Source organism: Streptomyces sp. NPDC004134 (assembly GCF_042874195.1).
In the GTDB taxonomy this organism is placed as follows: Bacteria; Actinomycetota; Actinomycetes; order Streptomycetales; family Streptomycetaceae; genus Streptomyces.
Map to the genome: position 1 here is coordinate 1 of NZ_JBIAMS010000037.1, position 14,157 is coordinate 14,157.

General features: G+C 73.4%; 9 protein-coding genes. All 9 read right to left on the minus strand.

Going from position 1 to position 14,157, the window contains the following annotated elements:
• Positions 1–81 precede the first annotated feature (81 nt).
• Entirely contained in the window at positions 82–2,967 is a 2,886-nt protein-coding gene (locus ACFYVJ_RS32605) for a molybdopterin cofactor-binding domain-containing protein (RefSeq protein WP_388899369.1), read from the minus strand.
• 151 nt (positions 2,968–3,118) lie between these two features.
• Positions 3,119–4,333: an ABC transporter substrate-binding protein gene (locus ACFYVJ_RS32610; RefSeq protein ID WP_388899372.1), complete on the minus strand. Its 1,215-nt coding sequence runs from the start codon at positions 4,331–4,333 to the stop codon at positions 3,119–3,121.
• Positions 4,330–5,568 (minus strand): branched-chain amino acid ABC transporter permease, encoded by a 1,239-nt coding sequence (locus ACFYVJ_RS32615; RefSeq protein WP_388899375.1) that lies wholly within the window; start codon positions 5,566–5,568, stop codon positions 4,330–4,332. Before ACFYVJ_RS32615 ends, ACFYVJ_RS32610 begins: the two co-directional genes overlap by 4 nt.
• Positions 5,561–6,454: a branched-chain amino acid ABC transporter permease gene (locus ACFYVJ_RS32620; RefSeq protein ID WP_388899378.1), complete on the minus strand. Its 894-nt coding sequence runs from the start codon at positions 6,452–6,454 to the stop codon at positions 5,561–5,563. The genes ACFYVJ_RS32615 and ACFYVJ_RS32620 overlap by 8 nt, the downstream gene beginning before the upstream one ends.
• Before the next feature lie 2 nt (positions 6,455–6,456).
• Complete coding sequence (locus ACFYVJ_RS32625; RefSeq protein WP_388899382.1) at positions 6,457–8,145, minus strand: ATP-binding cassette domain-containing protein; 1,689 nt, start codon at positions 8,143–8,145, stop codon at positions 6,457–6,459.
• Between the two features lie 565 nt (positions 8,146–8,710).
• Positions 8,711–10,315: a serine/threonine-protein kinase gene (locus ACFYVJ_RS32630; protein ID WP_388899385.1), complete on the minus strand. Its 1,605-nt coding sequence runs from the start codon at positions 10,313–10,315 to the stop codon at positions 8,711–8,713.
• A 268-nt stretch (positions 10,316–10,583) separates the two neighbouring features.
• Complete coding sequence (locus ACFYVJ_RS32635; RefSeq protein WP_388899388.1) at positions 10,584–11,570, minus strand: alpha/beta hydrolase family esterase; 987 nt, start codon at positions 11,568–11,570, stop codon at positions 10,584–10,586.
• Positions 11,571–11,826: 256 nt separating this feature from the next.
• Positions 11,827–12,957 carry an MFS transporter gene (locus ACFYVJ_RS32640; RefSeq protein WP_388899521.1) on the minus strand — a complete coding sequence of 377 codons (1,131 nt, stop codon included), beginning with the start codon at positions 12,955–12,957 and terminating at the stop codon, positions 11,827–11,829.
• 376 nt (positions 12,958–13,333) lie between these two features.
• On the minus strand, positions 13,334–14,110 hold the full coding sequence (locus ACFYVJ_RS32645; RefSeq protein ID WP_388899391.1) for a DeoR/GlpR family DNA-binding transcription regulator: 777 nt from the start codon (positions 14,108–14,110) through the stop codon (positions 13,334–13,336).
• Positions 14,111–14,157: the final 47 nt, after the last annotated feature.

Below are 14,157 nucleotides of genomic sequence, written 5' to 3' on the forward strand. Positions count from 1 at the left end.
GGCGAGCGTGTTGTGGGCGCTGCTGCGTGACGGACGGACCTTCACCCCCACCCCGCCGGTCACGCACACGGCTTGACTCCATCATTGAGACTCCTCGTCCTGTCGGGTCGGGCCGGGTCGTCCGTCGGATCCCTCCGCGGCCGGTGGGGAAGGGGTCTCGGCGGCGGCGAGGACCGCGTCGACGATGTGGGTGTAGGCGCCGCAGCGGCACAGGTTGCCCGCCAGGTGGCGGCGTACCTGGTCCCGGCTGGGGCGGGGGGTGTGCTCCAGCAGTGCGGTGGCGGCCATGAGCATTCCCGGGGCGCAGTAGCCGCACTGGACCGCGCCGTGGTCGACGAATGCCTGCTGCAAGCGGCTCAGCTCTCCGGGGCGGGCGAGGTCCTCGACGGTGCGGACCGTGCCCGCGGTGCGGGCGGCCGGGGTGCGGCAGGCGCGGACCGGATGCCCGTCCAGCAGTACGGTGCACGTTCCGCATACGCCCTCGGCGTCGCAGCCCGCCTTCGTCCCGGTCAGTGCGAGCCGCTCCCGCAGCAGGCGCAGCAGTGACATTCCCGGCGGGATCTCCGCCGGTTCCCGCCCGTTGACGATCAGCGGCCCGGCCGCGCGCGCGGGCGGCTGCCCGGCCGGGGGCGCGGGGCGCTCGGGGAACAGGTCGGCGGGCAGGGGCAGGGCGGTGTGGCGGGTGCCGGTGGCGGCGTGCAGTGCGTTGCCGAGTGCGGCGGGCACGGGGACCAGGCCGATCTCGCCGATCCCGCGGGCACCGCCGGCCGGGCCGTCGGCGGTGGGGGTCTCCACCACCACGGCCTCGATGCCGGGGGCGCCGGTCATGGTGGGGATGCAGTACTCCCCCAGCCCCACGGCGTCCGGGCGTCCGGTGGAGAAGCCGACGTGTTCGGTGGTGGCCATCCCCCAGCCCTGGAGGGCCGCGCCGATGACCTGCTGCTCGCATGCCAGCGGGTTGACCGCTCTGCCGGCGTCGACCGCCACGGTCAGTCCTGCGGAGGTGATCCGCCCGGTGGCGGTGTCGACGCCGGTGGTGACCGCGGCCGCGGCGTAGGACCAGAAGGGTGTCGGCCGGGTCGAGCGGCCGGTGTGCGGATCGATCGGCGTGGTGGTGCCGTGCCCCGTCCGGCCGTGCCCGAGCAACTCACCCGGCCCCTGGAAGTGCCGGGCGAGCAGCGCGGCGTAGGACAGGTGCCGGCCCCGGGCGCCGACGGTGCCCTGGGCCATGACCACCTCCGCCTCGGTGGCGTGGAGTTCGGTGGCGGCGATGGCCCGGAGCTGGGCCGCGACGGACCGGGCGGCCGCCTGCACCGCACCGCCCACCGCGAAGGTGGTGCGCGAGGCGGTCGAGCCGCGGTCAAAGGACGGGGACGAGGTGTCGGTGTCCGCGAGGTGGATCCGCCCGGGCGGCAGCGACAGTGCCGCCGCGGCGATCTGCGCCATCGCGGTGCGGGCGCCTTGTCCGTTGTCGACGGCCGCGCAGGCGACCTCCGCGCTGCCGTCGTGCAGCAGCCGCACCGTGGCGAAGGACACCGCGGGCGCCAGCGCCGACTTCCACGCCAGCGCGTACCCGGTGGCGCGCCGTACACCCGCCGGACCCGCGCGAGGCGGCCGGCCGGGGCCGAGCTCGGTGCCGGGCTGGGGGGCGGGCCCGGTGCGGGCGGCGACCGCGTCCAGGCATGCCCGGGCGCCTACGTCCCGCATGACCTCTCCCGTCGCCGACACGTCACCGTCGCGCAGCAGGTTGTGCCGGCGCAGCTCCAGCGGGCCGATGCCCAGCTCGGCGGCGAGCGTGTCGATCTGCTGCTCGCCGGCCCAGCAGGTCTGCGGCGTACCCAGGCCCCGCATCGCCCCGGCGGGCAGCCGATTGGTGTACACGAGGCGGGCGTCGACGCGTACGTGCGGGATCCGGTAGGGCCCGGGTGAGCCGTAGCCGCAGTTGCGCAGGATCAGGGGCGCCGCGTCGGCGTAGGCACCCTGCTCGCCGACGATGGCGACCTCCCGCACGGTCAGCGTGCCGTCGCGGCGGGCGCCTGTGCGCATGCGGATCCGCATCGGCATCCGTCCGGTCGCCGAGGTGAACTCCTGGGCGCGGGTGAAGACGAGCCGCACCGGGCGGCCGGGTACGCAACGGGCCAGCAGCACGGCGGCGGGGTTGAGGGCGCGCAGGTACATCTTCGCGCCGAAGGCGCCGCCCACGTACGGCACCCGCACGGTCACCTTGTTCAGCGGGAGGTCGCACAGCTCGGCGAGCATCGCGCGCAGGGTGTGGGGCCCGGGCGTGGCCTGCCAGACCGTCAGCGCCCCGGCCGGGTCGAACCGGGCCACGACCGCGTGCGGTTCCAGGTGTGCGTGCTGCACGAAGGACGTGGTGTAGGTGTCCTCGACGACGACGTCGGCGGCGGCCAGCCCGGCCTCGGCATCGCCGGCGCGCAGCCGGAAGCGGAAGGGACTGTTGCCGTGCGGGTCGAAGCGGATGCCCAGCGCCCCGGTCAGCTCGTAGTGCCGCCAGCCGGGGTGGATGAGCCGGGCGTCGCCGGCGAGCGCCTCTTCGGGGGTGAGGAGGGCCGGCAGCGGCTCGTACTCGGCCTCGATCCGCTCGACCGCTTCCGCGGCCGCCTCCTCGGTCTCGGCGGCGACCGCGGCCACCACCTCCCCGTAGTGCCGCACCTGGTCGAAGGCGAGCGCGGGCTGGTCGCGGACGAACGGGCCGTGCCGGCGCGGCCAGTCGGCGCCGGTGACCACCGCCCTGACCCCCGGCACCCGCCGGGCCCTGCTGGTGTCCAGCCGGCGGATACGAGCGGCCGGGAGCGGGGACGTGAGCACACGTGCGGTCAGCACCCCGGGCGGCGCCACGTCCACGCCGTACTCGGCGGCGCCGGTGACCTTGGGTACCGCGTCCAGACGGGGCAGCGAGGCCCCCAAGGCGTCCGAAGCCGCCGCGTGCCGCCGGTCCTTGCCCATGTGGCCTCCCTCGGTCGGTCCGCCCGCGGATCAGCTCGGCAGCGCCGCGGACGGCCGCCGCCCCTCGCCGTCCCCGGCCTGCGCCCGGTGCAGCGTGCGTGGCCCGGTGTCCGGGTCGAGGGCCGCGCCGGGCGCATGCACGTGGTCGTGTTCACCGGGTGCCGGGGTTGGGGCGCAGTTCGGTCAGGAGTTTCAGCCCGCCGGGCTGCCCGGGGTCGGGGCGCAGCAGGTAGGAGGTGTGGGTGGGCGGTTCGCCGCGGGCGGTGAAGTCCAGCGCGGGCAGCAGTCCGCCGGTGTCGACCCCGGCGAGGTCGCGGTAGGTCTTCTCCACGTTCTCGCGGGTCAGGTCGCCTTCGGCGCAGGTGGCCTTGAGGACCTTGTGCATCACTTCCGCGGCACCGGCGCCGTGGACGACGGGCGGGTTGGGCATCTGGTCCGGCCATTTTTTCTCGAACGCCTCCAGGATGCGCGCGGGACCTTCCTGGCCGCTGGACAGAGGCGCCAGTGCCGAGGTCTGGTAGAAGTGCTCGGCCAGGGGGCCCTTCGCGCTGCCGTCCAGGAGGGAGGGCACGTAGGTGAAGGTGGAGCCGATGAAGTCGGCGTCGTAGTCGAGCGCCTTGGCGACCGAGACCGCCGAGGCGGTCTGGGTGGGGGCCGTGGTGAGCATGACGTAGTCGGCGCCGCTGCTGCGCAACGCGGAGACCTGCGCGGTCAGGTCCTTGTCGCTCGCCTTGACGACCTGGGCTGCCACCTCGCCCAGTCCGAGCTCGGCGGCCGCGTCCTCGGTGCCGGCCAGCGCGTCCTCGCCGTACTCGCCCTGGAGGTAGATGTGGCCGATCTTCTTGCCGCCCTTGAGCTTGCCGGTCTCCTGAAGCCAGTGGACGGCGTTGGACATCTCCTGCCGGTAGGTGGTGCCGGTGAGCGCGATGAGAGGACTCCGAAGGAGATTGCCGGCGAAGCTGGAGGGGACGGTGAGGACTTCGTCCTTGCCGATGCTGGGGGTGAGCGCGCTGACCATGGGTGAGCCCAGGAGCATCTGGAAGGCCAGGACGTCCGGCTCCATCTCGGTGTACTGACTCACGGCGGTCTCCGTGTTGTAGCCGTGGTCCTCGACGGCCAGCTCCACCTTCCTCCCGCACACCCCGCCCTCGTCGTTGATCTCGTCCCACTGCAGTTGCAGGCCGCGCAGCGTGTCCGTACCGCCGGCGACGAACGCGCCGGAGAGGTCGGTCAGCACGCCGAGGCTGATGGTGTCGCCGGCCACGCCCGGTGCCGCGGCGGACTGCGACGCCTTCGGCGAGCAGCCAAGCAGGACCAGCGACACGGCGGTGGAGACGGCCACGGCGGCGGGGAAAGAACGGTTCATCGGATTCCTTCCTTCGTGGCGGTGGGGCGGCGGCGCGGGCGCACCGCGGCACGGCAGGCTCCGGCCAGGCCGCCCCGGGCGAAGAGGAGTACGGCCACCACGGCGGCGCCGTAGAGGATCTGTGCGGCCACCCCGGCGCTCAGGCCGCCGGAGCCTTCGGCGGCCAGCAGCGGCAGTTGATCGCTGTAGTGGCGCAGCAGAATCGGCAGGGAGGTCACGAACGCGGCGCCCAGGACCGCGCCGAGGGGCGAGCCGAGGCCGCCGATGACGATCATGGCCATGTAGGAGAAGGCCAGTTCCACCTCGTACGAACCGGGCACCAGGCGCTGGAGGGTGAGCGCGAGCAGGACCCCGGCGGCGCCCGCGTAGGCGGCGGCGATGGCGAAGGCCGCGGCCTTGTAGCGGGGCACGTGGACGCCCATGGCGGCGGCCGCGGTCTCCCCGCCGCGGATGGCCGCGAGTGCGCGGCCGGGCCGGGTGTTGCGCAGCGAGGCGTACAGCGCGTACGCGGCGACCGCCGCCGCCAGCGCGACGTACCACAGCCTCTCGACGCGGCCGAACGGCACACCCAGGAGGTCGCCGCCGCCGTCGTCGAAGGCCAGCCCGAAGAGGTTCAGGGGCGGGGCGTCGCGGCCGTCGTAACCGCCGGTCAGGTCGGTGAGGTTGAGCAGCAGGTGCTGGCCGAGGACGACCAGGCCGAGGGAGGCGACGGCCAGGTAGATGCCCCGCACGCGCGCGGAGATCGGTGCGTAGCAGCCGCCGGCGACCCCGGCCAGGACGATGGCGCCGAGCGCGGCGAGCCCGGTGGGCCAGCCGGCGCCGGCCAGTTCGCCGGTGCCGTCGGAGGCGAGCGCGGTGTACCCGTAGCCGCCGATCGCGATGAAGAACGGGTGGGCCAGGGAGATCTGCCCGGTGTGACCGACCAGCAGATCCAGGCCGAGCGCGCCGACCACGGAAGCGGCGACCAGCAGGCCGAGGTGCAGCCAGAAATGGTCCAGGTAGAACGGGAGGGCTGCGGCGACCACCAGGGCACCGGCCGCGGCCGCCCCCCGCGCGGCAGCAGACCGCCGCCCCGGCCGCCGCAGCCCCGTCCCCGGCCCCCCGGTCCCCTGCCTCCCGGGCTCTTGCCCCCTGGTCTTCGCCTCGCCGGTCTCCGGCCGGCCGGTGCCGGTGTCCGGACCGGTCGTCGCGGTCTTCGTGGTCCTGCCGCTGCCCGCAGGGCGGTCGTCAGACACGGGCCACCTCCCGGCTGCCGAACAGCCCCGCCGGCCGGGCCAGGAGAAGGGCCATCATCAGCAGGTACGGCACGACGGAGTAGAAGCCCTGGCCGAGGAAGTCGATCCGGCTCTGGTAGCCCTGGGCGAGCACCTCGCAGGTCCCGACCAGGAATCCCCCGAGGACGGCGCCTTCCAGGGAATCGAGGCCCCCGATGATCGCGGCGGGCAGAGCGCGCAGCGCGACCGTGGCGGTGGTGGAATCCAGCCCCGGCGACGGGAAGGCGGTCAGGAACAGCACCGCGAGGGCGGCCAGCAGCCCGGCCAGTGCCCAGGCCGCCAGCGTGATCCGCCGCAGCGGGATGGCCATCAGTTGGGCCGTCTCGCGGTCCTCGGTCGCGGCCCGGGCCGCGATGCCCCAGGAGGACAACCGCAGCCAGGTGAACAGGGCCGCCACCACGACCAGGGTGACGGTGATCGCGACCGCGCGGCTCTCCGCCACGCTGAGGCCGCCGATGTCCAGCACACCCGAGCCCCAGGGGTCTTCGAGGTCGAGCACCCGTGAGCCCAGCCGCCGGTTGATCTCGGCCTGCAGCATGATGCCCGCGCCCAGGGTGACGATGGACGCGGTGACCACTGCCTGCGCCGCCACCGCGCGGGAGGTGAGGAACTCCAGGACCACGCCGATGGCGGCCGCCGCGCAGACGCCCGCCAGCACGGACAGGGCGAACGGGGCGTGCAGGTCGGTGACTTGCCAGGTGACCACCCCGGCAGCCATGACCATCCCGGGATGCGCGAAGTTCAGCACCCCGGTGGCCTTGAACACCACGACGAGCCCCAGTGCGAGCAGCGCGTAGATCGCACCGAGGGCCAGGCCACCGGTCAGGTGCGTGAGGAACGTATCCACACTCACTCCTCCCCGTCCACGCCGGACCGTCCCTGCACGCCCTGCCTGCGGCGCTGCCGGGGCGCGTCGCACCCGCCGGGCCGCCCGGTTTCTTCGCCGGTGCCGAGGTAGGCGGCGATGACCGCCGGGTCGGCGCTGACCTGCTCCGGTGTGCCGTGGGCGATCCGGACGCCGAAATCCAGCACGGTGACCGTCTGGGCCAGATCCATCACGACGTGCATGTCGTGGTCGACCAGGACCACGGTGGAGCCCAGCTCCCTGTGGCAGTGCCGGATCGTGGCCGCAACCCGGAGCTTTTCCTCCCTGTTCATCCCGGCCAGCGGCTCGTCCAGCAGCAGCACCGGCCGCTCCATGCACACCGCCCGCGCGACTTCCACGCGCTTGCGGTCGCCGTAGGACAACTCCCCGACGTCCTGGTCCAGCAGCGCCGCGATGCCCAACTGCCCGGCCAGCTCCCGCACTCTGCGGCGGTGCGCCCGCTCCTCGGCCCGCGCCGCGCGGGTACGCACCGCCGCGGCGGCGAAGGCCAGCGGCCCGCCCCGCATCAGGTGGTGCCGGCCCAGCAGGAGGTTGTCCTCGACCGACTGGTCCCCGTACAGGGCCAGGTTCTGAAAGGCCCGGGCCACGCCCAGCCCGGCCGCCGCATACGGTCGGCGGTGCGGCAGCACGCGGCCGCCGACCCGTACCGTTCCCTCGTCCGGGGCGAGGATGCCGCTGAGGACGTTCAGCAGCGTGGTCTTTCCCGCCCCGTTGGGGCCGATGATCGCGTGCACGGTGCCCCGGCCCACATCCAGATCCACCTTGCGCAGCGCCGTCACTCCCCCGAAGCGCACGGTGAGCGCCTCGGCCTTCACCAGCGACTCGGCCTTCTGTGCGGGGGCTTCCGCGGCGGCGGCAGCGGGAGCAGGTCGCGGAGCCGGGGGCCGGGAGCCGGGAGGCGTCCGGCCGGCCGTACGCACCCTCCTCGTGCCGTCCGGGCGGTTCCCTGCGGTGGCACCGAGGTAGCGGGCGGCCAGGTCGTCGCGCGCCAGTTCCTCCGCCGGGCCGGAGGCGACCACGCGGCCGGTCTCCAGCACAAGACCGGAGGTGGCGGTCTTGACCAGCGCGAGATTCTGCTCCACCAGCAGGACCGCGATGCCCTGTCCGGCGATCTTCTCCAGGTCCCGGCCGATGCGCTCGATGACCAACGGCGCCAGACCCAGGGTCGGTTCATCCAGCATCAGCAGCCGCGGACGGGACATCAGTCCCCGTCCGATGGCGAGCATCTGCTGCTCACCGCCGGAAAGGGTGGAGCCCGGCTGGCCCATCCGGGCTGCCAGTTCGGGGAAGAGGTCCAGCACGAGCTTCCGCTGCTGCCTCCGGAGCGGCTTGGGGGAGCCGAAGGCGCCGATCCGCAGGTTCTCGGCGACGGTGAGCGGGAAGATGCGCCGGCCCTCGGGTACGTGCACGACGCCGGAGCGCATCACGTCCTCCGTCTTGCCCGGCAGCGGCGCACCGTCGAACTCGACGCGGCCGCGGGCGTGGCCGCCGCGGGGCAGAGTACGGGAGATCGTCCGCAGCAGCGTCGTCTTGCCCGCACCGTTGGAGCCCAGTACCGCCACCACCTCACCGGGGCTGACCTGCAGCGACAGTCCGGCAAGGGCGTGGCCGGCGCCGCCGTAGCCCACGTGGAGGTCTTCGATGGTCAGCATCGGCGACCTCCGCCGCCCGGCGGGCCGGGCACATGAACGCCGTCAGTAGTGCTGACGAGAAGGTCGGTAGTCATGCGGGGCCTCCCGGGAGAGGCAGGAGGGAGAAGAGGGAGAAGGGGCAGCGGAGGCGATCTTCTCCGCGCGACTGGCCGGGCACGGGCGGGCCGCGCGCGGCGTACACAGGCCGTCGGGGTGGCCCGACCCGGTAGGGCAGGCACCGTATCGATCTGGTATACCGAATTGGTACTCCACTTTGGTATACCAGCGTGGGATCGGCGTCAATACCCCCGCCACGGACGCAAGTCGGTCTCCCCCGGGCGGTATGCGCCGGACCCGGTCACGGCCTGGCGGCCCACCCGGTGCCCGTCAGCAAGCGACAGGGGAGCACGTGGCGAGCGACGTGGGAGGAGGTTCGCGCGGGTCTGGCCGAGATGCCTCGACGTATCGCCGTACCGCGGGAATGGGGCGCCCTCGTCGGCAGAATCACTGGGCAAGATCCCGGCGGGCGTCGTGTGTGCGGTCCGCGACGATGGCCCCGGTGGCACATGGTCGCGCGGGTGTCAGGTCAACGCGCTCCGGTTGCGTCGGTCTCCAGGCGGATGCCGTCGCTCACGTTCTCGAACACCGGCTCGTGGAGATCCCAGTCCGCGCTGGGCGTGGAGAGGTAGATCGCGTACTCCTTCTCGCCGGGGCGTCCGAACCCCAGGTCCCGGGCGCGCCATTCGCGGGCGCGGCCCTGCCAGGTGAACTCCCAGATCGCGGCCGGCATGCCGCGGTAGGTCGTGCTCTGCATCCGCAGTTGGCGGTAGCCGGGGAGCTTTCCCTCCTCGATGGACTTGGTCTCGTTGTCCTTGAAGTGCTGCAGAGGGTCGCTGCTGGCGTAGTCGAGGGCGACGACGCGCAGGCCGGCCATTCCGGTCGGGTCGATGTACGCGATGCCCTCGCCTTCCTCCTCCAGGTCCTGGCGGGTCCAGCCGTCGGGTACGGGGAAGGAGATGTCGAACTCCTCTTCCCGCACCAGTTGGTAGCCCTCCGGGACGGGCGCGGGGGCCGGATCCGGCTTGGGCTTGGGCTTGGGGGCGGCGGTCGGGGAGTGCTTCTTCTCGGGGGTGGCGTTGCCGGAGTCCTTGCCGTCGTCGGGCAGCGCGAAGTAGACACCGGCGAGCACCGCCGGCACCGTGACGGCCATCGCCGTTGCCCAGACGCCGGTACGCCGTCCTCGTCCGCGTCCGTGCCGGACCGTGGCGGCTTCCGTTCCGTACGCCGGCGGTGGTGGCACCGGGGGCGCCGTGGCCGGAAGCTCGGGCACGGTGGGGCGTGCGTCCGCGACGGAGCCGGCGTCCGCCAGGTACCGCAGTCGCCGCTCCACCTCCGGGGCCGAGGGCCGGGCCTCCGGATCCTTGGCGAGCAGCTCCGCGATCAGGGGGGCCAGCGCCTGGCCGCCGGCCGGCTGTTCGAGTGGGTCGACGGCTATCGCGTACGCGGTTTCGAGCGGCGTGGCCCGGCGGAACGGCGGCCGCCCCTGCACCGCTTGGTAGAGGGTCGCGCCCAGGGCCCAGAGGTCGGAGGCGGGCGCCGGGTCCGCGCCCTTGAGGCGTTCCGGGGCGCAGAAGTCGACGGAACCGACCAGCTCACCGGTGCGCGTGAGGGTGGAGGTGTCCGCGACTACCGCGATCCCGAAGTCCGTCAGGACGACCCGCCCGTCGGCTCCGAGCAGGACATTGCCGGGCTTCACATCGCGGTGGAAGACGCCGGCCGCGTGCGCGGCCCGCAGCGCCGCGATCACGCCGATGCCGATTCTGACCGCCTCGGCGGTCGCCAGTGGGCCGTCCTTCTTCAGCACCTCGTCGAGCGCGGGCGCCGGCACGTACTCCATGACGATGCAGGGCAGTCCCGCGTCGTCCACCACGTCGTGCACCACCACGACGTTGGGATGCGTGATCCGGGCGGCGCTGCGCGCCTCCCGCCTCGTGCGCTCGAAGAGGGTGGCGCGTTCGGCGTCCTTCAGGTGCGGCGGCAGGTGCAGCTTCTTGAGCGCGACGTGCCGGCCGAGCACCTCGTCCTCGGCGTGCCAGACGGTACCCATGCCACCGCGGCCGATCCGCTCCAGCAAGCGGTACCGCCCCGCGATCAGCCGCCCGGGCCCGTCAGCCGCCGTGTCGTCCCCCACGTGATGCCCCTCATTCCGCGCCCGTGTACAAACTCGCGTCCGGTGTCGTGACCTTGACACGATATCCGTCCGGCCGCCGGCGACTTGGATGTACGTACAGACACGGACCGGCCGGCAGCCGCGAGTTCTGACCCGACACCGTAGACGGCCCGGCCGACGCCAAGTCCGGCGGGGCGCGGTCAGGTTGGGCCGTACGGCGCCGGACACACCCCGCCAGGGAACGCAGCACCGGGCCCGGCCGAGGACCGGGCCCGCTGCTGAGCCGGTGTCAGATCAGGCCCCAGAACTGCGCCGTGTAGTAGCTGGAGCAGATGCGGTCCGGGTAGTACGTGCCCGTGGCCCCGCACTGCCCGGCGGCCGTGCCCGGGTCGACGGGCAGGCCGTGGGCCATGCCGGAGATCGCGTACGTCTCCACCACGGAGCGGCCGGATGCGTCCTCGTACGCGGCCCGCGTCGTGCCGCCGGGCAGCGTCGTCGTCTCCGCCGGCGTCTGGCCCGTACCCCATACGTCCGTCCACTGGTCGCGCGACTCGGCCGCGTTCGCCGGCACCACCGTGGTGTCGCCGGTGCCGTGCCAGATCGCCACCCGCGGCCACGGCCCGCTCCAGCCGCCGGAGGCGGCGCGCGCCAAGTCGCCCCACTGCTGCGGGGTCTTGCCGGGCGGGACGTACATGCACGTGTACGCGTCGACGAGGCTGCGCGCACAGCCGGCCGGGATGCCCGCGGCGATGGAGCCGCCCGCGAAGACATCGGGGTACGCAGCCAGCAGCCCCGCGGTCATCGCGCCGCCGGCGGACAGGCCGGTGACGTAGACGCGGTCGGGGTCCGTGCCGTACAGCGCGGTGGCGTGATCGGCCATCTGCTTCACGGACAGCGCCTCGCCCTGGCCGCGTGCGGTGTCTCCCGACTGGAACCAGTTGAAGCAGGAGTTGGCGTTGTTGACGCTCGTGGTCTGCGGGTAGACCACGGCGAAGCCGTGTGCGTCGGCCAACTCGGCCCAGCCGGAATGGCCGTGGTAGTCGCTCGCACTCTGCGTGCACCCGTGCAGCGCGAGCACCAGCGGCGCGCCGGCGGACAGGCCGTCGGGCACGTAGGCGTACATGGCGAGGTTGCCGGGGTTGGAGCCGAAGCCGGTGACCGGCGTGAGGGCGGCAGCCGAGGCGCTCGCCGGCGCCGCGAACATCCCGGCGACCAGGGCGAGCAGCGCGAACAGCACCGCCCGGGGGCGAGCACGGGTACGGTCACGAACCGCCATGGGGTTCTCCCGTCGTGAGGGGGGTGTAGGACGGGCACCCGGCCAGGCCGTCCCTGTGCCGGGTGCCCGGTCTCGCACGCTAGGCACGCACCGCGGCCACGCCATCGGAGAGGCCGCACACACCTGCCGGCTCCGGCCTGTGGCCGGACTCCACCACCCGGTCAGGCCGTACGGCGCGGCACCACCGGAGCCGACGAACGCGCTGTCAGCGCGCGCCCCAGCGGAGAACCCGTCCCGGATGCCGTGGCCGGCGGGGTCAGCGCACCGCAGGCGGTCGCAGCCTCAGATAGCCGGCCACCGCGGAGACGAGCAGGATCACACAGCAGGCGAACACCAAACCGGCGTCACGCACGCCCAGTTCGACCGTCAGGGCGCCGACCCCGACCACCGGCAGCGAGATCCCCACGTAGGCGAAGACGAAGAAGGCCGAGAGGGTCGCGCTCCGCTGGAGCTCCGGCGCCGCCGAGCCGATCAGCGTGAGGCCCGCGCGGAAGGACAGGCCCTGTCCCACGCCGCCGGTGACCGCGCCGGCCACGAGGATCGGCAACGACTCCACCAGCAGCGAGACCCCGAGGAGCAGGAGGCCCAGGACCAGCACCACACACCCCAGGGGCAGCGCCTTGACCGGGCCGACGCGGCCCATGAGCAACTGGCCTGCGGTCGAGGCACAGAAGACGGAGAAGACGACGGCGCCGACGACCGCGAGGTTCTGCACGCCCAGGACCGTCGCCATGAAGTCCGCGGCGACCGCGGTGAACACCCCCAGCATGGAGAAACCGGCGAAGGCCGCCAGCGCGGAGGGCACGAAGACCCCGCGGACGCCGGGAGGGATCGTCATGCCCTGGGGCCGCAGGGAGGGCCGGGGACGGCGGCGGTGCACCGTCTCGGGAAGCATCCAGATGACCGCGGCGGCGACCGCCAGGAGCGACAGGTGCACGAGGTACGGCAGCTTCAGCGGCCAGGGCGCGTACTGGGCCAGGAGGCCGGAGAGGAGGGGCCCGAGGCCGAGTCCGCCCATGTTGGCGGCGGTCGCCGCGAAGGCGGCGCGGGCGCGGCGCCCCGGCGGCGCCAGGTCCAGGACGGCCGCGGTGGCGGTGCCGCTGAACAGGCCCGCGGAGAAGCCGGAAAGGACCCGGCCGACGAAGAGTTCGGGCAGCCCCTGCTCGAACACGAAGAACAGGGCGCTCCCCCCGGCCAGGGCCGCGGCACACAGCAGGATCGGCCGCCGGCCCAGGATGTCGGAGAAGTCGCCGGCCACCAGCAGGGCAACGATGACGCCCACCGCGTAGACGGCGAAAACCACCGTGACGATCAGCTCGGAGAATCCGATCTGCTGCCGGTAGAGCCCGTACAGCGGGGTCGGCAGCGTCGTGCCGAGCATGCCCACCGCGAAGGCACCCGCCGCTGCCGGATATCCCGGCCGGCGGGCCGGTGGGCGGCGGTGGAGCTTGCGGTCGGCCACGCTTCACCTGACGCCGATGCCCGCTACGCCGGCCCTTGCCCTGTGGCTTCCGCTGTCCACCGTGGTGTTCCTCAAGGGCCGCCTCTCGCGATGAAGTGAATCGACCTGCCAAAGGGAATTCGCACCGCCTGCCTAGCCCACGGAGCCGGAAAGTCCGCGGAGGCGCGCGTTCAGCTCACCCCGACGGAGGCACACCACCGGCGTACGACGGCGGTGGCGGCGGCAGTCGTGGAGTTCGGCGTGGGGCATGCGCGGGTGGACTGGCGGCCGCCGCTGCTTCCGGCCGGCACCGTCGCCGGCTTCAGCGGCGCGCGCGCCTGGCCACGATGACGTGGGCACCGGCCAGGCTGAGGGCCGTGTTCAGCTCGGGCGGGCACGGCTTGTCCGTGATCAGGGTGTCGAACCCGTGCAGCTCGCAGACGCGGTGCACGGCCGTGCGACCGAGCTTGCTGGAGTCCGCGAGCACGTAGCGGTGCGCGGCATTGGCGAGCATGACGCGCTTGGTGGCCACCTCGTCGAGGTGGAAGTCGGTCAGGCCGTACTCGGCGACTCCCCCGGAGCCGATGAAGGCGGTGTCGGCGCGCAGGTCGCTGAAGAACTCCACGGCCCGGACGTTGGCGCAGGCCAGGTCGCCCGCGCGCACCCGCCCGCCGCTGACCAGCACCTCGACCCCGGGCCGGGTGCTGACCTCCGCGGCCACGAGCAGGGAGGGGGTGGCGATGACACCGGCGTGGTCGGCGGGCAGGGCGCGCGCCACCTCCAGGGCGGTGGTTCCGACATCGATGACCACGGTCTGGTGGGGCTTGATCAGAGCTGCCGCGGCCTTGCCGATCGCGGCCTTCTCCTCGGCGAGGATGCCGCTGCGTTCCGCGAAGGACGCCTCCTCCCCGACCGGTTCCTGGCGGCTGGTGGCGCCGCCGTGGACCCGGGTGAGCTCGCCGCGCCGTTCGAGGAGGGCGAGATCCCGGCGGATCGTCTCCTGGGAGACGCCGAGCAGGGTGGTCAGGTCCTCGGTGGTGACGAACTTGAGCCGGGAGATCTCGGCGACGATCTTGCGGTGTCGCTCGGCAGCGAGCACGACTCACCCCTTGGATACGTGACCGTTTTTGTGGAGCTGTGACTGCA

What these genes read in the sequence shown, in the direction of transcription:
- ACFYVJ_RS32635 (WP_388899388.1), bottom strand. Translation starts at nt 11,570, where the DNA reads ATGGCGGTTCGTGACCGTACCCGTGCTCGCCCCCGGGCGGTGCTGTTC.
- ACFYVJ_RS32610 (WP_388899372.1), bottom strand. Translation starts at nt 4,333, where the DNA reads ATGAACCGTTCTTTCCCCGCCGCCGTGGCCGTCTCCACCGCCGTGTCG.
- ACFYVJ_RS32625 (WP_388899382.1), bottom strand. Translation starts at nt 8,145, where the DNA reads ATGCTGACCATCGAAGACCTCCACGTGGGCTACGGCGGCGCCGGCCAC.
- ACFYVJ_RS32605 (WP_388899369.1), bottom strand. Translation starts at nt 2,967, where the DNA reads ATGGGCAAGGACCGGCGGCACGCGGCGGCTTCGGACGCCTTGGGGGCC.